Below are 19,889 nucleotides of genomic sequence, written 5' to 3'. Positions count from 1 at the left end.
GAGTGAAACTCCTTGTCCTGACTGCGGCGGAAAAATCAGCCTGAAAAACTCTCGCAGAGGCCCTTTTTGGGGCTGTGAAAACTATCCTGAGTGTAAATTTATCTCAAAGTTTGAGCCGACAACCATTAAATGTAAAGAAAAAGGATGCACAGGTGTACTTGCGCCTCGTACCTACAGAAATAAAGAGGTGTACGAATGTGTGAAGTGTAAAGCGCGTACACCAAGAGAAGAGATAGACAAGGCTTAAAATCCCTACTCAGTCGGCACTAAAGTACCGATTCCGCAATACCCTCGGAACCCGTACTTTGTAGTGCGGGCGAAAGTGGCAGAGAAGTTACAGAAGCAGAGGATAAAAAATTGAAAATAGGCATACTCTCCGATACGCATAAAAAGGTCAAAAAGGCAAAAGCCGCCCTTGATTTTTTGGTGCAAAACGGAGCCGAGTTTATTATACATGCCGGAGATATTGTCGAAAAAGAGGTACTGGAGCTGCTTGAAGCATGCGGGAAAAAATATATAGCCGTTTACGGAAACAATGATGCCCATTTAGTACAATATCATAACAGGTACCACCTGGTTCAGGAACCCTACTATTTTAAACTGGCAAATACAAAATTCAAGTTGATGCACCTGCCTTTTTATATGAGCAGAGATGCCGAGGTTGTCATCTTTGGACATACACATCAGTTTGAAGTAGAGTTTGCAGGGGGTACACTCTTTTTAAACCCCGGTGAAGTGTGCGCACGAAACAAACCGCTTTCTGAGTGTGCCATGCTTGAAGTTTTAGAAAAAAAATTTATAGTAAAATACTATACAAAAAAGAAAGAGCAGGAGCAGTATATGCTCACAAAAACTTTTTCTTATGAAAGGCAAAAAAGTGAGTGAAAAAATATTTTTATGTTCCATTTGTAATATCAACAGCGGTACATGTAAAGAAGACTGTAAGTTTTGTTCGCAAAGTGTGCGCTACAAAGCAGATATAGAGCGTTACAAACAAAAGCCTGTGGATGCCATCTGCCAAGAAGCCATTACGGCAAGAGACAACGGAGCCCTTGGATTTTGTCTTGTCACTGCAGATAAAGGTTTAACTGACAAAACACTCAAATTTGTTTGTGATGTTGCCAAAGAGTACAAAAAGTCGCCCCTGAATTACGTCTCATTGCCTGTAACGGCACAGCAAGTGTTGAGCAGCTCCTCACACTCAAAGAGGCAGGTATCAAAGCCTATAATCACAACCTTGAGACAAGTGAAGCCTTTTATCCGCAAATTTGCACAACCCATCCCTGGAGTGAACGATATGAAACCTGCCAAAATGTCAATAAAGCCGGCTTGGTACTCATAAGTGGTGGAATTTTCGGGCTTGGTGAATCACAAGAAGACAGAATTTCTATGCTCGAATCTCTCAAATCACTCAACCCTGCTTCGGTTCCTATTAACTTTTATCATCACAACCCTGCACTTGAACTTGAACCAAATCCTTTAACAGTGGATGAAGCCCTCGCACTCATCAGGTTGACACGCGAAACACTTTGTGATGCCGAGAGGATTATGGTTGCCGGCGGTCGCGAACTTATGTTTAAAGAACGTCAGGCAGAAATTTTTCAAAACGGAGCAAATTCCATCGTGATAGGAAACTACCTCACCACAAAAGGACGTGTTATGAGTCAGGATCTGGCAATGTTGCAGTCTCTTGGTCTTGATATTGCAAAAAGTGTGCAATAAAAGCCCTGCACACGGGTTATAACCCGGATTTTTAAAATAAAAGGAGAAAAGTATGACTGATAATATTATACTGATTGTTACCATATCGCTTATCATCATTTTTTCTCCGTTTTTTGCCAAAATTTTACGGCTTCCTACAACACCCATTGAAATTATTTTAGGTTCTCTTTTAGGATATGTAGGCTTCTTGCATGATGAACATCTTTTTGACTTAGTCGCTGAATTCGGGTTTTTATATCTGATGTTTATTGCAGGAACAGAGATCAATTTAAAAAATGTACTCAAAACACCTGTCTCTGTTATGAAAAAGGTTGTTGTCTATCTTGCAGTACTTTATGGATTCTCCATCGCCTTTTCCGTACAGTTTGATTTGGGAAAAATCTTTATCGTTTTGTTACCCTCATATCTGTAGGACTTGTCGCCACACTGGCCAAAGAGTATGGAAAAACACCCTGGATTGCCTTTCCATGACAGTCGGGGGCATAGGTGAAGTTGCAAGTATTGTGATACTTACTATAAGCTCTGCAGCACTGAAGTCTGGTTTTGGATTGGGACTTTTTCAAACAATCATGGCCCTTTTGGCATTTTTGCTTTTTATGTTTCTTCTTTTTCGCTCTATGCAGCTTCTGTTTTGGTGGTTTCCCAAAGTCGCTATTGCCCTTATGCCTCACAATGACAACAAAGAACAGGACATCCGTCTCTCTATGGGAATATTTTTTCTGCTTATAGGGGCTATGCTCTTTTTGCATCTTGAACTTGCTTTTGGGGCTTTTTTAGCCGGTATCTTCATTCCGACTTTCTTTGAGCACAAACATGAATTGCCTGAAAAGCTTGCTTCTTTCGGATTTGGATTTTTAATCCCTATATTTTTCATTCATATCGGGAGCTCTTTTGACCTCAACGCCCTCTGGATCAACGGACTCATACGGGAGGCTGTCATCATCACAGTGGTAATGATTCTTATGCGGCTTATTGCCTCTTTGGTGTTTATAAAAGAGCTCGGATTAATTGACACGGTTCTTTTGGACTTTCTCATTCTATGCCTTTGACCCTGCTTATTGCAATGGCCACTCTGGCATATACCGCCAACTCCATTGATCAGTTGCACTATTATGCTTTTATTTTGGCCGCACTGTTTCAGGTTATCAGTATCATGATTATTATCAAACTCATACATATTTATAAAATGCGAAAAGCAAAAGACTAGACTTCACTTTTTCCTTTAATATATCTGGCAATATCATAGCCGTGATTGAGTCCAAGCGCAATGCTGCCGCCGCTCTCCTGAGTAATATCTCCGGCAACAAAAAGTCCTTTGATATTTGTCTCATAATGTTCATCATGTACAGGTTTGCCGTCTTTTTCTTCTATGCCCGAACTTGCCAAAAATGTACTTGGTGTCGTTCCGCCTATGGCATAGATAACTCTGTCAAATGTTTCAGGTTCTCTTTCGCTGAAAAGCACTTTGACTCTGCCCTTGTCATCTTCGAGACCGTTGATATTTATACCTAAAATCGGTCGGACATCTCCCTGTGCAATCGCATCGGCAATATTTCTTTGATTCGTAGGATTTGCCCGGCGGAAACTCTCCGTCTGTAACAAATGGACACATCATTATGCTCACTTAAATCAACTGCATACTCTACAGCACTGTCACCGCCTCCGACAACAAGAATCTTTTCTCCCTGTGAGCATTCATCTGTTGTATAGTTAATTTTCTTTCGTATAGTTGGGGGGATTTTGTAGCTCGGTTTGTTTGGCTTCCCATCCGTCCGATGGTCACAACTACATTTTTTGCCTTAATGCTCCTACCTGCCATGTGGACTTCAAAGTAGTCTTCTTTTTTTTCTATAGACTGCACTTCCACCTCTGTTTGCAGTTCTACGAGATGTTCTTTTAAAATTTCATCAAAAAAATCGAGTGTCGTCTCTTTGGTACCGTCTATAAAATGGATACGGCCGTTGAGTTCGACTTTTTGTCCTTTCCATTCCAAATCCACACGCTTGTTTTCTTTGTAATATTTACGAATAGTCGAGTTGTGATTTGTGTCTTTTTCAAGCAGCACAATATCACGGACACCCTGAAGGTAACTTTCAACAGCAGTGGCAATCCCCGCAGGTCCGGCACCGACTATAGCCAATTCATATATTTTTTCCATAAAAACCGCCTCTATGATAATCTAATCATAGTTTATCACATTTAGGCTAATTTATCAGGAAACTTTGTCATAAATTTTTGCAGTTTTGGCGCGATAACCACCTGGCAGTAGCCTTGCGAAGCATTTAAATTATAATAGTTCTGATGATACGGCTCTGCCGGATAAACCTCGGGCAGAGGGCTTACCTCAGTTACTATCTTATCGGAAAAGTCCTGCTGATGTTTTGCAATAGAATCTTCAATCACTTTTTTTTGTGCTTCATCCGCATAGTAAATGACAGAACGGTACTGTGTTCCTTTGTCTGCACCTTGCTGATTCAGTGTTGTCGGGTCATGTATTTCAAAAAATATATCCAAAATCTCACTCAGACTGATAACATCTGCGTCATAGGCAATATCGACAATTTCGGCATGTCCGGTTGCACCTGAACAGACGTTTTCATAACTCGGGTTGGCTCGGGCACCTCCGGCATAGCCGCTCACCGCCGAGAGTACCCCCTTGACATTTCTGTACACCGCTTCTATACACCAAAAACACCCGCCGCCTAGTACAATTCGCTCTTTTTTCATTTGTTTTCTCTCTTTTTTAACTCATTATAGAGTTTTTGCATAAAAGGCTTTTGAACATATCCACTTAAATTCTCAAGCTCAGTTTTTTTGCCGTTTTTAAAATCAAGAGCCATGGACGTAGAAGCATCATAAGGCACTTTTTTTGCCGTTTCCAAAGACTTTTGCACCTCATCGAAAATATCTATGCCCTGTGTCTCTTTTGCAAATTCGGCAATTTCTGTTAAAAGTCTTTCTGCCTCCTCATAATGTTCTTCGTAAATCGTGCCGATACCTGTCTTGTAATATGAGGTCAATGTCGCAAAAGCGGCAATAAATATATATTTTCTATACAAGGCTTCTTTGATATTTTGTGGTGTTTTGTAACGCAGGCCGGCTTTTTGAAATATATCTGCCACAGTTTGGACAGCCGCTCATCTTCTCCTCCAAAGAGTGCCGCAAAGACTTTTCCTTTTTTGCGAATCACACCCGGGGATTCAATATGCGAAAGGATGTAGATGCAGCCGTCAAGCACTCTGGCATCACAGCATGCACACAATACATCACCGTTATTGACCCCGTTTGAAAAAGAGAGCAGAATCGAGTCTGCGTTGATGTGATTTTGCATGCGTTTGCAAGAAGTTCCCAAATCATAACTTTTGACACAAAACATCACAACATCATATATGCCCTCCGCTTCATCCGGATGCTTTACATGTAAAGGAACACGCCACTCTTTTTCATCTTCTGTGATCCTTACTCCCTCTTTTTGTATGGCTTTGAGATGTTCTCCCCGTGCAAAACCCGTCACATCCAAACCGCTTTTTGCAAAGGACGCCGCCAAATATCCGCCGACACCGCCTAAACCGACTATTGCAATTCTCATATATATTTCCTCTGTTTCAATTTTTAAGATACCCCGCCCGCACTGAAGTACGGGTTTCGAACAACACCTTCCGCTTTTCCGGAATCGGTACTTCAGTGCCGACTGTTGCAACTTTCAAGCCACTCTCAGCCCGCACTGAAGTACGGGTTCCAAACAATACACCTTCTGCTTTCCAGGAATCGGTACTTCAGTGCCGACTGTTGCAACTTTCAAGCCACTCTCAGCCCGCACTGAAGTACGGGTTCCGAAATGCCGGCTTTTTTACATAACTATTATATAATAGCAAAAGTAAAAAAGGAGCCTTATGCCGCGTATAGACAGTGAAAAATTTTACACAGCAGCACTTCAAAAGCACGGCATCTCCGCATGCGGTCTGCACTGGTCCTCTGATGCGCATCAAAGTATACGGTTTGACAAAATTTTAGAGATGCTCGGCGATGATCTTACACAGAGTACCATCGTCGATGCAGGCTGCGGTTTTGGAGATTTTTACAGATTTTTACAAAACAACGGTGTACATGTAAACAAGTATATCGGCATAGATTCGCTCCAGGAGATGTGCGACATTGCCCGCGAAAAAACAGCGTGTGAAATCATCCGTGCCGATATAACAAAAGCCAGACTTCCTGTGGCAGACTATTACATCTGCAGCGGTGCACTCAATATACTCACACCTTTTGAAACACAGCTTTTTGTACGCAACTGCTTTGCCTCTTCAAAAAAAGGTTTTATTTTCAATGCCCTCTACGGCGACAAAGAGAGTGATGTTTATAATTATATAAATATAGACACCATCCATACCCTTGCAAAAAGCTTACATGTAAAGCATACCCGTTTGACAGAGGGCTACATAGAACATGACATTACCGTAGGATTTTTCAAATAATGTGTGCAGTTTTTGGCATATCGGCGTATAATGAGAACAAGGCAAAAAGCGCCTTGTCTCTTCTTGCGCATCGTGGACCTGATTACTGTGGTATTGTGCAAAAGAAAAATCTCTTTTTTGCCCATCAGCGCCTCAGCATTGTTGATGGCCATCACAGAAGCCATCAACCACGCAAACACAACAATATTTTGCTCTCATTCAACGGAGAGATATATAACTTTAAAGAGTTAAAAAGAGAACTTGATTTTGACTTTCAGACACACAGCGACAGTGAAGTCATCATCGCCGCTTATCTGAAATGGGGCGTTGATTTTGTCCAGCATCTACGCGGTATGTTTGCCATTGCTTTAATGGATGATGACACGCTTTACCTTTTTCGTGACAGACTCGGGAAAAAACCGCTTTTTTATATGCAAGGGGAAAGTTTTGTTTTTGCCTCGGAAATCAAAGCGCTCAAGCCTTTTTTGTCTACATGTAAACTCAACAATGATGCTCTGCTCTCTTATCTCTCTTTTTTGGCGCCGACTCCGCCGCATACTTTTTACGAGGTATTCAAAAACTTTCAGCAGGCGAGTACCTTTCATGTAAAAGGGTCGTGTTACATGTAAACGCTACTTTGACCTGCTTGATGTCACTCCAAACATTATAACAAACAAACACGAAGCTTTGCGTGTGTTAGGAGAAGAGTTAGAACATTCCATTCATCTGCGCTTAGACTGTGATGTTCCTATGGCATCACTGCTTTCCGGTGGTATAGACTCTGCAACACTCAACTACTTTGCCAAACAAAACAACACACATTTACAAACATATACACTTGGTTATAAGGAATTTGCAAAATATGATGAGAGAAAAAATGCCAAAGCAAGTGCTGAGTTTTTAGGTTTGGACAACATCCAGGTGGAAATAGATGAAGATGATTTTATCCGTGCAAGCGACAAAGTGTTAGATACACTTGACGAACCGCTTAATGATCCTGCTGCCGTGCCTTTGTATCTGTTATTTGAGCGTATTCAAAAAGACGGATACAAAGTTGTACTCAGCGGAGAGGGTGCGGATGAGCTTTTTTTAGGCTACCGACAGTATTTTGAGTATCTAGACATTGAAAATGCCGCAGGTTTGGCACACAAAAACTGGCTCAAAAAATATTTCCGTGCCAATTTTTCAATGAACAGAGAGTGGGAGTGGTACAAGCGGATTTTTGACGACTCGCTTCTTTTTCGTACAAGCGGTGAAAAATTTACGGACCTGCAAAAAAACCAGCTTCTCAGGCGCAATGTCAAAGATAACGAAAGCCTCAAATACCTGCAAAGTTACAGAGAACGCTTTGAAGCCTCTGCCACAGTGATGAAAGCATTTGGTACAGCTATATTGACCTCAATATTTTTCAGGCGGAGCATTTTTAACCAAACTTGACCGTGTTTCCATGGCACACTCCATAGAATCCCGTACCCCGTTTTTGGACCATAAACTGGCATCTTTAATTTTTGGCATAGATCCAAAGCTGCGTTATGAAGACGGCATCACAAAATCACTCTTAAAACAAATCATGACAGACAAACTCCCTGATAAGATACTCACACGGAAGAAAAAAGGCTTTTCCAATCCTTATATGGAGTATCTCATCAGTTCCAAAAAAATTGATCTCATTCAAGAGGTCAATGTGCAAACAGGGATGTTTCACAAAAAAAAGTTAGACGAATATATAAACACCGCATCAAGGGGGAGTTTTAAGCAGCATGTATGGGGACTTTATGTACTATCGTATTGGATAAAGAAAAATCTGCTTTAGTCCGGGCTGAGAATAGCAGGAAGAAGCAACAGTCGGCACTGAAGTACCGATTCCGGGAAAGCGGAAGATGTTTGTTCGGAACCCGTACTTCAGTGCGGGCTGAAAGTGGCTGAAAGTACCGATTCCGAGAACTCAATAATATTTACAAAGAAACAGAGGAAATGCAGAATGATCAAAAAAATAAAAAAATATGCAACGACAAATACCCTTGTCATCTTCGGTATTGTTTTTGGTGTTTTGTTTGGCATCTTTTTTCCCGAACTCGCCCTCAAACAAAAGATGATAGGAACCGCCTTTGTCTATTTTTTGAAAATGCTTGTCGTGCCTCTTGTTTTTGCCAGTATATTTGTCGCTATTCTTGGGCTCGGTTCTATTGAACATTTAAAACGGATGGGCCTCAAAACCATAGGGCTGTATGTTTTGACAACCGCTCTTGCCGTTACTGCCGCCATTGCTGTCATGAATATTTTTCACATTGGCGAGCATGTCAGCAGCAGTGGTCTTGCCTATGAAAAAGCGGCAGCACTGGCTCCTTTTTCTTTTGAGAATATGATTTTAAGCTTCATTCCTACCAATATATTTCATGCTCTTTCTGAGGGCAAGATGATGCAGATTATTATATTTGCCATTCTTTTTGGTGTGGCATCTCTCTACCTTGTTCCAAAACAAAAAGAGGCGCTCAGCACCCTCTTTACAGCCATCAGTGAAGCTATGCTCAAAATGGCAGAGTGGGTGATACTCCTTACTCCCATCGGTGTTTTTTCACTCATCTCCTATGTTATTGCCGAGCAGGGAATTGATGTTGTCTTTGGGCTTTACAAATATGTTTTGGTCGTTATCGGTGTCATCATTTTTCATGCGCTTGTCACACTCCCTGCAGTTCTGCGTTTTTTTACAAAAGTAAATCCCTACAGCTATCTCTCAGATGTAAGAGAAGCCCCGATTATGGCATTTTCCACAGCATCTTCTGCGGCTACGCTTCCTGTGAGTATGCGTGTTACCGAAGAGATGGGTGGTATCGACAAAAAAACTGCCTCTTTTGTTCTGCCTTTGGGGGCTACCGTTTCCATGGACGGTACAGCGGCCTATTTGAGTGTAGCTGTTTTATACATTGCCAATTTGGCGGGAGTCGCTTTGAGTTTGGGAGATCAGATTCTTTTAGGGATTACCGTTGTCGCGCTCAGTGTCGGTGTTGCGGCCCTGCCGAGTGCCTCACTTGTTATGATGGTGATTATACTCAACCAGCTTGGACTGCCTGTTGAATACATGGCTTTGATTGTAGCCGTGGACAGAATTCTTGATATGTGTCGTACCTCACTCAATGTCACCTCTGATTTGATTGTTACAAAAATAGTTGATGAATTTGAAAAACGACGATAGACGTTATGCGTATCTGCTCATTTTTTCCATGCTGCTCTGGGGCGGCGGATGGACAGCTTTAAAAATTCTCACCACAGCAATGCCGATGGATGTCGTCATCTTTTGGCGGTTTTTTCTGATGAGCCTCGCATTTTTGCCCATTCTTTACTTTTTTAAAATTCCACTGACACTGACTCAGGGCTCATTCAAATATATCCTCGGCAGTTCTTTTTTAAATATAGCCTTTATGGTTTTTTCTTTTTTAGGCATAAAGTACGGTCTTGCGGGTGCGGGCAGTGTCATCATCACAACTTTCAGCCCTATTATGACCTTTTTGCTTGTTGCTGTGATTTTTAGGAGCAGACTCTCAACACGGCAGTATTTCGGGCTTTTGCTCGGGCTGGTCGGCGGCTATGTTTTACTCCAGCTTAACAATTTTTCTCTTTTTTTACACGGCTCAAATATCTACTTTTTACTCTGTGCCCTCATCTGGGCAGGAGTCACTCTGCTTTCGCAGCATTCGCAAAAACATATACATCCGGTCTATTACAGCTTTTTAATTTCTCTCATAGCTACTTTTTTCAGTTTTTTGTATGCCTTCAATGCAGACCTTGGTGCTGTTTTTACCCAGGGAGCAAAATTTTGGACTGCCCTGATTTATCTCGCCGTTTTGGGACAGACTGTCGCAACAACCATATTTTTTATTGCCAGCGGGAAACTCGGCAGTCAGAGGACAAGCTCTTTTATGTTTTTAGTGCCTTTTTTTGCTCTTTTTTCTGCCTGGTTTATATTGGACGAACCCTTACAGTTACATATAGTTATTGGTGGACTTATCAGTATGTTTGCGGTATACTTTATAAACAAAAAGTAAAACTGACGATAAAAATAGCCAGTTTAATCTAATTTTAACATCAAATCAGATAATATACCTTATAACTGTAACAAATAAAAGGGCCAAAAGATGAAAAAAGTACTTATATTGGGAGGCGGTTTTGCAGGTGTTGATGCTGCAATCCACTTAAGAAAACTGAATTATGATGTTACTTTAGTCAGTAACAGAGACTATTTTTACATATATCCTACTTCCATCTGGATACCGACACATGAAAGTGAATTCCAAAACGTCTGTGTTGATTTGCGAGAATTGCAAAATGCACACGGGTTTACCCTTGTTATTGACGACGTGACCGAAATATCAAAAAAAGAAAACAGTGTTACTTTGAAAAACTCAGGAACTCTTGATGATTATGACTATCTTGTCATTGCCATGGGTGCTGCAAAAATGAAAGCACCAGGCATAGAAAACACACTTTCTATCTGTGGCGCACCAGAACAGTCATTACAAATCAGAGATGCTCTGGACGTCCTTGTCAAAAAAGGAAGCGGCAAAATCTGTATGGGCTTTGGAGGCAATCCGAAAGACAGTTCGGCAGTGCGTGGCGGACCGGGATTTGAGCTCCTCTTTAATGTGCACAATATGCTCAAAGCAAAAGGCATCAGAGAGAATTTTGAGCTGACTTTTTTCGCTCCGATGGCTGAACCCGGCAAACGAATGGGTCCCCAAGCACTTAAGATGATGGATATGATGTTTAAAAAACTGAATATCAAACAGCATTTTGGCAAAAAAATTAAGCAGTTTGAAAAAGACGGTATAGTCTTTGAAGATGACACAAAGCTCGCCTCCGATTTTACCATGTTCATTCCTGCCGGAGACGGGCATGAAGTCATAAAGAATTCGGACTTGCCGACAAATGAAGCCGGATTTGTCAAAACAGACGACACCTCCTGCGTCTTAAACGAGGATGGCTCTTTAAGTAATATTTATGCCATTGGGGATGTTGCAGCACTCGAAGGATACGACTGGCGGGCAAAACAGGGTCATATTGCCGAGGTAATGGCAAAAAATACAGCACACAATATCGATCAGCGTGACAACGGCGGCAGTGATTTTAAAGGCTACCATGAGCATTTGAATATTTTATGCGTTATGGATACCGGAGACGGTGCAGCCTTTGTCTACAGAGACGAAAAGCGTGCATTTATGCTGCCAATGCCTGTCATTGGACACTGGCTGAAAAAAGCCTGGGGATTATACTGCCGCAATTCTAAACTCGGTAAAATTCCTAGAATTCCCGGGATGTAAAAGTAGCTGTCCTAAAGAGTGTTGCACTCTTTTCAGCGTTCTTTCAGCTTCCGTTTGAGTTTCATTTTTCTTTTTGCCAGCTCTCTCATATCTTCGGTTGTATCGCTCTCATCCATGATCTCCAAGCCCAGTATTGTTTCTATACAGTCTTCAAGAGTGATTATTCCCTCTGTCTGGTCATAATTGTCTGTCACTAAAAACATATGGTCTTTTTTCTTTATAAACATATCCAGTGCTTTGCTTACCGGTATGTTTTCATTGATGATAAATATCTCTTTTTTGATATAAGACAAAGGTACATTGTCATCTTGGAGTGCCTGTTTAAATATCTTTTTTGTCAGCACCAGCCCTGTTACATTTTCTATGGAACCTTTAAAAATCGGTATCCTGGAAAATTTAAAAATTGCCGGCTGGGTCTTGATAACATCTTTGATGAGCATATCTTCATCCAAAGCAAAAACAACACTTCGCGGCGTGAGAATTTCACTCACTTTGATATTGTCAAGATTCAGTATATTTTCAATGACATCTGACTCTTTTTCATCTATCACCCCTTCATCTTCACTCATCAACATACTCTCAAGAAGTTCCTGTTTTGTTAAAGAGTTGGAATCCTTTTTCCCTTTGGATATTTTATTTGTAACAGCCAGGTCGTCAGTATTATAGGGTATGTAATCCATATAAAAACCCGAATAAAATATGCTGCCACAGGCGCCAGCTGTTTCCAGTAAATTGCCCCAATTGTTTTTGGAATTATCTCAGATATAAACAAAATTGCAAAAGTTAATACAACTGATACATACACAACGGCATCATTCCCAAATATTTTTGAAGCCTGTGCACCTACTGCCGCAGCACCGAGAGTATTAGCAATGGTATTTAAAATAAGCACCGAAGCAATTGATTTGTGAATATCTTCTTTGTGATGACGAAGAAGCTTTCCTACAGCAGGTTTCTCTTTTTCTAACACTGCCACATAAGACATATTGATAGAGAGTAATACCGACTCTAATATTGAGCACAAAAACGAAATGCCGACAGAAAGAAGAAAAAATATGAGTAATAGTTCCAAGTTTTACAGTTCCTTTAAAGTAATATATATTTTGCCAATGCCAAAAAGCTGAAAAAGCCGACAACATCAGTCACTGTTGTTAAAATAACAGTACTCCCTATAGCAGGGTCTATGCCAAGTATTTTGAGCAACAAGGGAATCATTGCTCCAAAAAATCCGGCCATTAACAGATTAATTATCATACTTAATCCAATAACTACTCCAAGCATCGGTATATGAAACCACAACCATGCTATTATACCCATTACTACAGCAAAAAGCAGACCATTCATCAGGGAGATGACAACCTCTTTTTTTATGGTTCTAAAGGCATCTGTCTGCGATATTTCACCCAAAGCGAGTTGGCGTACAACAACTGTCAGACTCTGCGTTCCGGCATTGCCTCCCATGGAAGCGACTATGGGCATTAAAACAGCAAGCGCAACCATGGAGTTAATCGTATCTGAAAACAAACCGATAACCAAAGAAGCGGCAATGGCTGTTAGAAGATTGATGCCCAGCCATGTTGCACGCTTTTTCGTCGCCTTGAGAACATCTTCATCCTCTTCCGCTTCGTCATCAACACCGGCAAGATTATACATCTGCTCTGTTGCATGTTCATTAATGATGTCATAAATATCGTCAGAGGTGATACGACCGACCAGGATCCCTTCATCATTGACAACCGGCATAACTGAAAGGTCATACTCTTTAAAATAGTTGACAACCTCTTTGATATCTTCCGTATCTCGTGCACTTTTAGGCTCAAAAGACTCTTCACTCTGCTCAATATTTTCTTTGACAGTCTTTGAAAAATCAAATATGAGCAGGTCATCCAGACCTACAGTATACAAAAGTCTGTTGTTGCTGTCTACTATAAAGAGATTTTGAACATTTTCGAGTTCATTCTCTTTTCTTAAACGGGCAAACCGTTTAATGACATCCTGAACAATTTCATCCTCTTTTGCAGTAAACACCTCAAGCTGCATGTAAGCACCGGCTTGATTTTCATCATACTTTTTGAGTTTTGCAATTTCATGTTTGTCTTCGGCATCAAGTTTGTGAAATACTTCTGAAGCTTTATCTTCATCAACATCTTCCAACTCCTGCATAAACTCAAGCTGATCATCCGATTCAAGTTCACTTACAGCATGAGAAAGTTCCTCTGCATTAAAATTTTCGACCACATCATCAAAATATCTGTCAGGCAGAGCCAGTGCAACATCGCCTACAAGGTCTTTTGGAACCAGTTTTATAGCCTCACTGAAATCTTTGTCATTTAAGCCTTTTAAAATTTTTGCTATTTCAGCCGGGTGCATTTCACTGCTGCTGTGTGATTGTAAATACTTATTCAGTTCTTTCATCTGTTATCTTATGTTCTTTTTAAAAATCATACACAAAACTTGTCTTTTGGGAAAAATCATATTTTTTTACTCCAATAGCAGGCCTTGTGTCCTGATTGTATGTCAATTCAAAATTAATTGAAAGCTGTTTGTATATTGTAACTCTTAATTCTGCTGCGTTGGATGCTATGGTATCACTCACCACATCTGCTCTGGGCTGGTAGTAGCCAATGTATGAAAATCTCACATTCCTGCTAAATCTGTTTTTATATGCAATATACATATTTAATCTTACATTATGCTCACTCGGATCAACATTTGTCGTATAGCTGATATATTCGCTAAAACAGCCAAATCCCACATAAATATTTCCATACCCCTGCATTTGTGTATGGTATCTCAGGCCAAGACCGGCTAACAGCCTTTTTTCTATCTTTGTAAACTTGTTTGTCTGGGACTGCACAAAAGCTTCCCAGTTCAAATGTTTCTTATAGAGTGTATGAATATAGCGCAGATGCGCATACGTGTTTTGTCTGTTTAACACTCCTGATGCTTTCGCGTAATTAAATGCTATATCGCTCCATGTCACATAGGAGCTGTTATTGTCATATATCATACGCAATCCTGCACTGTACTCATCGGTATCGGTATTGCCACGTGTTGTGGAAAAAGAGCCTTTAATACCGCCACTCAGCCCTGGCTGCTTTCCTATATCCACTGGTGCTATGGTAATGACAGCCTCCAAATTAACCAAAAACAGTACCAATATAATCAAAAACTTCATCTACAACCTTGTATTTTATAAAAGTGTAATTATATATCCGCCACGGATATAATCCAGTTTATAGCTGTAATACCCGTCGAGTTCTATCACAACCCTGTAGTAGCCTTTATGTGTTCCCAGTCGTATTTTTGTAAAAAGCGACCCCTCTTTTAAACTTTTTATCAGGCTGCCTATATCGGTATCACGTTTAAAATCACAGACAATTCTATGTGGTTTTACCAACAAAAAATTTCTCAGCATTTTATCTTTTGTCAAAATCTTGAGTTTGTTCTTTTTGACATAAAATGCTATGAACTTTAATGATGCGACTTTTTTGTATTTTATTTTTACACTGCTTTTTTTTATCTGTTTTTCAATAAACTGTGTACTGTCGGATTCATTATAGTTTTGTGAAATAAAAACAGGCAAATGCCAGTCTATCGCATTTTGGATAGTGACTTTTTTATGTGCAATCGAACCGTCCAGGTTTTTATATGTCACGGTAACACTTTCAATCGTTCGTGCAGTGGAGGGTAATGTCACAGTGGCTCTTTTGAGCATCGGCAGTTTTGTTGTCTGATTGGATGTTAAAGGGATATCCTGTCCACTCTGTACCGGGAAAAAGGGATTTTCTCTTGCATGAAGCATCATAAAAAAGAGACTTAAAAACAACAAAACTCTTATCATAATAACAAACCCTATTTTTTTAATACATTATAGCAAATTTATATGATTATTGTGCAGAAATTTCTTTGAGTTCAAAATACTCGCGTTGAAGCTCAGCATTTTCTTTTTTCAAATGCACCACTTCATTTTGAAGATAGTTCTCATACTCCTGCAAACCAAAGAGAACTTCAAGGGAGTTTGTACCGTACAAAAGTACACCCAAATATATCCCCAGTCCTATCACCAGAGCAAACAGGAGAAAAAACTTTTTTAAAGAGAGTCCCAGATATTTTTGAGTAATTGTCTGGGATGTGTCAATCTCTTCAAAAAGTTCTTCTTTGTTCATCAGGTACCTAGCTAAACAGTGCCGAACCTAAATACTCACTGTAGACTGTTTCATTTTCAATTTCCAGCAAACGATTGTATTTTGCAGTTCTTTCACCTCTCGCAGTCGAACCTGTTTTAATCTGACCACAGTTAAGTGCCGTAGCAAAATCAGCGATAAACGCATCTTCACTCTCACCTGAACGATGGCTCATTACACAAGTGTAACCGTTTCTTTGGGCAAGACGAACTGTCAGCATAGTCTCACTTACCGAACCGATTTGGTTTGGCTTGATCAAAATAGAGTTTGCTATACCTTTTTGAATACCCTCATTCAATATAGCGGCATTGGTAACAAACAAATCATCACCGACAATCTGAATTTTATTGCCGAGTTTTTCAGTCATAAGCTTAAATCCGTCCCAGTCATCTTCGCTTAATCCGTCTTCAATTGAGACAATCGGATACTTTTGACACAGATTTTCATAGTAGGCTACCAGCTCTTCACTGCTGAGTGTGCGATCTTCTGACTCCAGTCTGTATCCACCCTCTGTAACAATCTCACTCGCTGCAACATCGAGTGCAATCCCAATCTCTTCACCTGGTTTGTACCCTGCTTTTTCAATCGCATCCATGATAACCTGAATAGGTTCCTCATTCGAACTCAGATCCGGTGCAAAACCACCCTCGTCGCCAAGTGCTGTACTGTGTCCTTTTGCAGCTAAAATAGATTTCAGGTTATGGTACACTTCAGCAGCGGCGCGTAAAGATGTTGCAAAATCTTCAAAGCCGACAGGCATAATCATATACTCTTGAAAGTCTACGTTATTGTCAGCATGGCTTCCGCCATTGATGATATTGAGCATCGGTGTCGGCATAACCATTGCATTGGCTCCGCCCAAATAGCGGTACAAAGGAATATCAAGACTCTGTGCAGCTGCACGTGCAACCGCCATAGAAACGCCAAGAACAGCATTTGCCCCGAGATTTCCATAGTTTTGTGTTCCGTCAAGCTCTTTCATTGTTGCATCAATGACAGCCTGGTTAAAAGGACTCATCCCGATAAGCACATCAGAAATCTGAGAATTCACATTTTCAACAGCCTTTAAAACACCTTTGCCCATGTAGCGATCACCGCCGTCACGCAACTCCAAAGCTTCACGTTTTCCGGTACTTGCCCCTGAGGGTACTATTGCGCTTGCGGTTGTTCCGTCACTCAGTCTTACTGTCGCTTTTACTGTCGGATTCCCGCGGGAGTCCATTACTTCAATTGCACTTACATCATCAATAAACATATATCATACCTTCTTAAAAAATTTTAAATATTCAAAGGCTTTTTATGCGTCGGCTTCTGCTATATCAGAAGTATCCATCGTCATAAGAGAGCTCATGCCCATCGCCTGTTTAACCTTCTCTTCAATCTCAGCTGCAAGTTCCGGCTCATCTTTAAATTTCGCCTTGACATTTTCACGGCCTTGACCAAGTTTGGTCTCTCCATAAGAAAACCAAGCCCCGCTTTTGTCTATTATGTCTAATTTTACACCATAGTCAACGAGCTCACCCTCTTTTGAGATTCCTTCTCCGAACATTATATCAAATTCTGCCTGACGAAAAGGAGGGGCCACTTTATTTTTAATTACTTTTGCTTTGACTCTGTTACCGATTTGACTCTCCCCCTGCTTCAGTGAAGCTATACGACGCACGTCTATACGGACAGAAGCATAAAATTTTAAAGCATTCCCGCCTGATGTTGTCTCAGGTGAGCCATACCCCATCATACCGATTTTCATACGAATCTGGTTGATAAATATAATCGTACAGTTCATTTTGCTCAGCACACCTGTGAGCTTTCGCAATGCCTTAGACATAAGACGGGCCTGAACACCGACCTGCTGATCATTCATCTCACCTTCAAGTTCAACTTTTGGTGTCAATGCGGCCACGGAATCTATAACAATCAGATCAATAGCACCGCTTCGCGCAATCGTCTCTACAATATCAAGTGCCTGTTCAGCATAATCAGGCTGAGAAACCAGAAGATTGTCAATATCTACGCCAAGATTCTTCGCATAGATGACATCAAGTGCATGTTCTGCATCTATAAAAGCGCATACCCCTCCGGCCTTTTGGCATTCAGACGTAATTTGGAGCGCCAAAGTTGTCTTACCGGAACTCTCCGGCCCGTATATCTCAACGACTCTTCCCTGCGGTACACCGCCTATTCCAAGTGCCAAATCAAGCCCCAAAGAACCTGTACTTATAGACCGGATCGGCACAATATCCTTATCACCAAGGCGCATTAAAGCACCTTTGCCAAAGGCTTTATCTATCTGCTTCATCGCCAAGTCTAATGATTTTTGTTTGTTTGCATCCATTTTGGACTCACTTATTATGAAATTTAGACTTATTTTATGTAAAAATTTGCAATATGCTTAAATTTATGTCATTTTGCCATATTTTTAATCATATTCTTTTTCCATAGAATTTGATGAAATTTTAGCTAAAAAACATAAAAAGAAGTAAATAAAAATAATTTACTTTTCACCTGCAGTTTTTTCTGCTATTTCTACGGCAGCTTCATCTCCATGCACAATAACCAGTATTTTGTTCTCCTGTATCATATCTCCGTATTTTTCCGCCAAAGATTTTTCTATGCCCAAATCAACAAGCCAGGCCGTCATCGCTCCGGTTGCGCCAAACATTACAGCCCCTGCTGCCATCCCTGCGATAGATGCAAGTATTCGCCCCGTTGCCACTATAGGTCCGACACCCGGAGCCCAGAAGAGAATACCGCCCATGAGAAGTCCCCAGAGTCCGCCCCAAAAAGCACCCTGTTCACCCCAAAATATTTTCACTGTGTTTTTTATACTCAAATTCGTTTTTTTCTTCCTGTTCTCCTTTGGCTATTACTGAAATATATTTTTTCAGTACACCGTTTGCCAGCAGTTTATTGACAAATTCTGCTGCCTCATCGTAGTTATCATAGACTTTTACCAATGCTTCTTTGCTCATAACTGTTCTCCTTATATTAAAAATAATGTTATTTAATTATACTCCCATTATTATTAATTTAATCAAAAAGTTCTTTTTATCTATTTTTCGATAAAATAAACCCATGAAAAAAACTCTTATTGCACATTCACCTGACGCAGACGATATTTTTATGTACTATGCCATTAAATTTGGCTGGGTAGATATGAAAGATACCTGCTTTGACAACATCGCCAAAGACATACAAACACTCAATGAGGATGCACTCAACGGTGTTTATGATATTGTAGCCATCAGTTTTGCTCTTTATCCTCATATAAGAGAAGAGTATGCTCCTCTTCGGACGGCTGTAAGTTTCGGTGAAGGTTATGGCCCTAAGCTTATCAAAAGAAAGGGTCAGCGACTCAGACGAAATTTTAAAGTGGCTCTCAGCGGAAAACATACAACCAATGCAATGCTTTTTCGCATCGCCTACCCTGAGGCACGCATAAGCTATATGAATTTTCTGGAAATAGAGAATGCCGTCAAAGAGGGAAAGTGGATGCCGGAGTACTGATACATGAAAGTATATTAACTTTTGCGGACGAACTTGAAGTAGAACGCGAAATGTGGGATATCTGGCAGGAACTTGCCGGCAAAGAGTTGCCGCTGCCTCTTGGAGGTATGGCAATCCGTCGCTCTTTGCCTCTCAATCGTGCAATAGATTATGAAAAAACACTGACAAAAGCAGTGCAGGTTGCCCGTGACCACAAAGAGAGACTCTCACACATGCTTATAGAGCGTGACCTGGTCCGCATAGATGCACAGACACTTGCAAAATATCTTGAACTCTATGCAAATGATGACTCCATCACCCTCAGCGATATTCAATACGAAGCCATCGACAAACTCTTTGAAATAGGCTATGAACACGGATTTTACGACAAACCTGTTGCGATCAGAGACTATCTGATCCCTACAGAGTATACGGCACTGAGAGAGTCATAAATGGAAGCAAAACTGGTAGCACTTGGCGTACAGACATTTCAGATTGCACTCTATCTTGCACTTCCCGGACTCCTTACAGGTATGTTTTTGGGACTTGCTGTCAGTATTTTCCAGGCTACAACACAAATCAATGAAATGACGCTCTCTTTCATTCCAAAAATAATCGGTGTGGTTATCGTCATCGTCCTTACAATGCCCTGGATGCTCAACGAGATGACAGACTTTTCTGTCGGTGTATTTAATATGATTCCCACCTTTGTCGAGTAATGCAGT

At 40.7% G+C, this 19,889-nt stretch carries 29 protein-coding genes and 2 pseudogenes; 15 read left to right on the top strand and 16 right to left on the bottom strand.

Annotation, left to right across the window (positions count from 1 at the left end; translation table 11 throughout):
• Positions 1–34 precede the first annotated feature (34 nt).
• The 6 genes and pseudogenes from MLC44_RS00860 (at position 35) to MLC44_RS00835 (ending at position 2,929) form a co-directional block, all read left to right on the top strand.
• Entirely contained in the window at positions 35–247 is a 213-nt protein-coding gene (locus MLC44_RS00860; RefSeq protein WP_434658899.1) for a topoisomerase DNA-binding C4 zinc finger domain-containing protein, read from the top strand.
• Positions 248–357: 110 nt separating this feature from the next.
• Complete coding sequence (locus MLC44_RS00855) at positions 358–885, top strand: metallophosphoesterase family protein (protein ID WP_434658033.1); 528 nt, start codon at positions 358–360, stop codon at positions 883–885.
• Positions 878–1,722, top strand: a pseudogene (locus MLC44_RS00850) (biotin synthase). Before MLC44_RS00855 ends, MLC44_RS00850 begins: the two are co-directional and overlap by 8 nt.
• Before the next feature lie 52 nt (positions 1,723–1,774).
• Positions 1,775–2,134 carry a cation:proton antiporter domain-containing protein gene (locus MLC44_RS00845; protein ID WP_434658031.1) on the top strand — a complete coding sequence of 120 codons (360 nt, stop codon included), beginning with the start codon at positions 1,775–1,777 and terminating at the stop codon, positions 2,132–2,134.
• Positions 2,135–2,189: 55 nt separating this feature from the next.
• Entirely contained in the window at positions 2,190–2,771 is a 582-nt protein-coding gene (locus tag MLC44_RS00840; protein ID WP_434658028.1) for a cation:proton antiporter domain-containing protein, read from the top strand.
• The gene (locus MLC44_RS00835; protein ID WP_434658026.1) at positions 2,762–2,929 is read left to right on the top strand and encodes a hypothetical protein; all 168 of its coding nucleotides are present in this window, start codon (positions 2,762–2,764) and stop codon (positions 2,927–2,929) included. The genes MLC44_RS00840 and MLC44_RS00835 overlap by 10 nt, the downstream gene beginning before the upstream one ends.
• Here the strand turns inward: MLC44_RS00835 and MLC44_RS00830 are convergent.
• Genes MLC44_RS00830 through MLC44_RS00805 form a run of 6 tightly spaced genes read right to left on the bottom strand, consistent with a single transcriptional unit; the run spans position 2,926 to position 5,311 of the window.
• Positions 2,926–3,324, bottom strand: a complete 399-nt coding sequence (locus MLC44_RS00830; protein ID WP_434658024.1) for an FAD-dependent oxidoreductase — start codon at positions 3,322–3,324, stop codon at positions 2,926–2,928. The genes MLC44_RS00835 and MLC44_RS00830 overlap by 4 nt on opposite strands.
• Positions 3,231–3,437, bottom strand: coding sequence for a hypothetical protein (locus MLC44_RS00825; protein WP_434658898.1), 207 nt, complete (start codon positions 3,435–3,437; stop codon positions 3,231–3,233). Before MLC44_RS00825 ends, MLC44_RS00830 begins: the two co-directional genes overlap by 94 nt.
• Positions 3,365–3,880, bottom strand: coding sequence for an NAD(P)-binding domain-containing protein (locus MLC44_RS00820; protein ID WP_434658022.1), 516 nt, complete (start codon positions 3,878–3,880; stop codon positions 3,365–3,367). The genes MLC44_RS00825 and MLC44_RS00820 overlap by 73 nt, the downstream gene beginning before the upstream one ends.
• 41 nt (positions 3,881–3,921) lie before the next feature.
• On the bottom strand, positions 3,922–4,449 hold the full coding sequence (msrA, locus tag MLC44_RS00815) for a peptide-methionine (S)-S-oxide reductase MsrA (protein ID WP_434658020.1): 528 nt from the start codon (positions 4,447–4,449) through the stop codon (positions 3,922–3,924).
• Positions 4,446–4,781, bottom strand: coding sequence for a ketopantoate reductase family protein (locus MLC44_RS00810; RefSeq protein ID WP_434658017.1), 336 nt, complete (start codon positions 4,779–4,781; stop codon positions 4,446–4,448). The genes msrA and MLC44_RS00810 overlap by 4 nt, the downstream gene beginning before the upstream one ends.
• Positions 4,739–5,311: a ketopantoate reductase family protein gene (locus MLC44_RS00805; RefSeq protein WP_434658014.1), complete on the bottom strand. Its 573-nt coding sequence runs from the start codon at positions 5,309–5,311 to the stop codon at positions 4,739–4,741. The genes MLC44_RS00810 and MLC44_RS00805 overlap by 43 nt, the downstream gene beginning before the upstream one ends.
• A gap of 304 nt (positions 5,312–5,615) precedes the next feature.
• Here MLC44_RS00805 and MLC44_RS00800 point away from each other — a divergent pair, with 304 nt between their 5' ends.
• The 7 genes from MLC44_RS00800 (at position 5,616) to MLC44_RS00770 (ending at position 11,491) form a co-directional block, all read left to right on the top strand.
• Positions 5,616–6,197, top strand: a complete 582-nt coding sequence (locus tag MLC44_RS00800; protein ID WP_346389135.1) for a class I SAM-dependent methyltransferase — start codon at positions 5,616–5,618, stop codon at positions 6,195–6,197.
• Positions 6,197–6,805, top strand: a complete 609-nt coding sequence (locus tag MLC44_RS00795) for a hypothetical protein (protein WP_434658012.1) — start codon at positions 6,197–6,199, stop codon at positions 6,803–6,805. The genes MLC44_RS00800 and MLC44_RS00795 overlap by 1 nt, the downstream gene beginning before the upstream one ends.
• 64 nt (positions 6,806–6,869) lie before the next feature.
• A complete protein-coding gene (locus tag MLC44_RS00790; RefSeq protein ID WP_434658010.1) occupies positions 6,870–7,613 on the top strand; it encodes an asparagine synthase C-terminal domain-containing protein in 744 nt (247 codons plus the stop codon).
• Positions 7,614–7,623: 10 nt separating this feature from the next.
• A complete protein-coding gene (locus tag MLC44_RS00785; RefSeq protein ID WP_434658007.1) occupies positions 7,624–7,989 on the top strand; it encodes an asparagine synthase-related protein in 366 nt (121 codons plus the stop codon).
• Between the two features lie 168 nt (positions 7,990–8,157).
• Positions 8,158–9,369 carry a dicarboxylate/amino acid:cation symporter gene (locus MLC44_RS00780; protein WP_434658004.1) on the top strand — a complete coding sequence of 404 codons (1,212 nt, stop codon included), beginning with the start codon at positions 8,158–8,160 and terminating at the stop codon, positions 9,367–9,369.
• Positions 9,347–10,219 carry a DMT family transporter gene (locus MLC44_RS00775; protein ID WP_151901346.1) on the top strand — a complete coding sequence of 291 codons (873 nt, stop codon included), beginning with the start codon at positions 9,347–9,349 and terminating at the stop codon, positions 10,217–10,219. The genes MLC44_RS00780 and MLC44_RS00775 overlap by 23 nt, the downstream gene beginning before the upstream one ends.
• A 90-nt stretch (positions 10,220–10,309) precedes the next feature.
• Positions 10,310–11,491: an NAD(P)/FAD-dependent oxidoreductase gene (locus tag MLC44_RS00770; protein ID WP_418640907.1), complete on the top strand. Its 1,182-nt coding sequence runs from the start codon at positions 10,310–10,312 to the stop codon at positions 11,489–11,491.
• Positions 11,492–11,523: 32 nt separating this feature from the next.
• Here MLC44_RS00770 and MLC44_RS00765 read toward each other — a convergent pair whose 3' ends face one another.
• The 10 genes from MLC44_RS00765 to MLC44_RS00720 all read right to left on the bottom strand — a co-directional run bounded on the left by MLC44_RS00765 (position 11,524) and on the right by MLC44_RS00720 (position 18,650).
• Entirely contained in the window at positions 11,524–12,171 is a 648-nt protein-coding gene (locus MLC44_RS00765) for a CBS domain-containing protein (protein ID WP_434658000.1), read from the bottom strand.
• Positions 12,090–12,563: a CNNM domain-containing protein gene (locus tag MLC44_RS00760; RefSeq protein ID WP_434657997.1), complete on the bottom strand. Its 474-nt coding sequence runs from the start codon at positions 12,561–12,563 to the stop codon at positions 12,090–12,092. The genes MLC44_RS00765 and MLC44_RS00760 overlap by 82 nt, the downstream gene beginning before the upstream one ends.
• Before the next feature lie 14 nt (positions 12,564–12,577).
• Positions 12,578–13,906 (bottom strand): magnesium transporter, encoded by a 1,329-nt coding sequence (mgtE, locus tag MLC44_RS00755; RefSeq protein ID WP_151901349.1) that lies wholly within the window; start codon positions 13,904–13,906, stop codon positions 12,578–12,580.
• A 19-nt stretch (positions 13,907–13,925) separates the two neighbouring features.
• The gene (locus MLC44_RS00750; RefSeq protein WP_346389131.1) at positions 13,926–14,669 is read right to left on the bottom strand and encodes a DUF481 domain-containing protein; all 744 of its coding nucleotides are present in this window, start codon (positions 14,667–14,669) and stop codon (positions 13,926–13,928) included.
• Positions 14,670–14,684: 15 nt separating this feature from the next.
• A complete protein-coding gene (locus MLC44_RS00745) occupies positions 14,685–15,335 on the bottom strand; it encodes an AMIN domain-containing protein (RefSeq protein ID WP_434657993.1) in 651 nt (216 codons plus the stop codon).
• 46 nt (positions 15,336–15,381) lie between these two features.
• Positions 15,382–15,660 carry a hypothetical protein gene (locus tag MLC44_RS00740; RefSeq protein ID WP_151901352.1) on the bottom strand — a complete coding sequence of 93 codons (279 nt, stop codon included), beginning with the start codon at positions 15,658–15,660 and terminating at the stop codon, positions 15,382–15,384.
• A gap of 7 nt (positions 15,661–15,667) precedes the next feature.
• Entirely contained in the window at positions 15,668–16,933 is a 1,266-nt protein-coding gene (eno, locus tag MLC44_RS00735; protein ID WP_434657990.1) for a phosphopyruvate hydratase, read from the bottom strand.
• A gap of 42 nt (positions 16,934–16,975) precedes the next feature.
• Positions 16,976–18,013 carry a recombinase RecA gene (gene recA / locus MLC44_RS00730; RefSeq protein WP_151901354.1) on the bottom strand — a complete coding sequence of 346 codons (1,038 nt, stop codon included), beginning with the start codon at positions 18,011–18,013 and terminating at the stop codon, positions 16,976–16,978.
• Between the two features lie 159 nt (positions 18,014–18,172).
• On the bottom strand, positions 18,173–18,511 hold the full coding sequence (locus MLC44_RS00725) for a hypothetical protein (RefSeq protein ID WP_434657987.1): 339 nt from the start codon (positions 18,509–18,511) through the stop codon (positions 18,173–18,175).
• Positions 18,474–18,650: a hypothetical protein gene (locus MLC44_RS00720; RefSeq protein WP_434657984.1), complete on the bottom strand. Its 177-nt coding sequence runs from the start codon at positions 18,648–18,650 to the stop codon at positions 18,474–18,476. Before MLC44_RS00720 ends, MLC44_RS00725 begins: the two co-directional genes overlap by 38 nt.
• 103 nt (positions 18,651–18,753) lie before the next feature.
• Between MLC44_RS00720 and MLC44_RS00715 the strand changes: the two are divergent.
• Positions 18,754–19,616 (top strand): annotated as a pseudogene (locus MLC44_RS00715) (menaquinone biosynthesis family protein).
• Complete coding sequence (gene fliQ / locus MLC44_RS00710; protein ID WP_151901357.1) at positions 19,617–19,883, top strand: flagellar biosynthesis protein FliQ; 267 nt, start codon at positions 19,617–19,619, stop codon at positions 19,881–19,883.
• Positions 19,884–19,889 lie beyond the last annotated feature (6 nt).

Source organism: Sulfurimonas sp. NW9, from assembly GCF_051132275.1.
GTDB lineage: Bacteria > Campylobacterota > Campylobacteria > Campylobacterales > Sulfurimonadaceae > Sulfurimonas > Sulfurimonas hydrogeniphila.
This window is presented reverse-complemented; position numbering and strand designations above follow the sequence as displayed.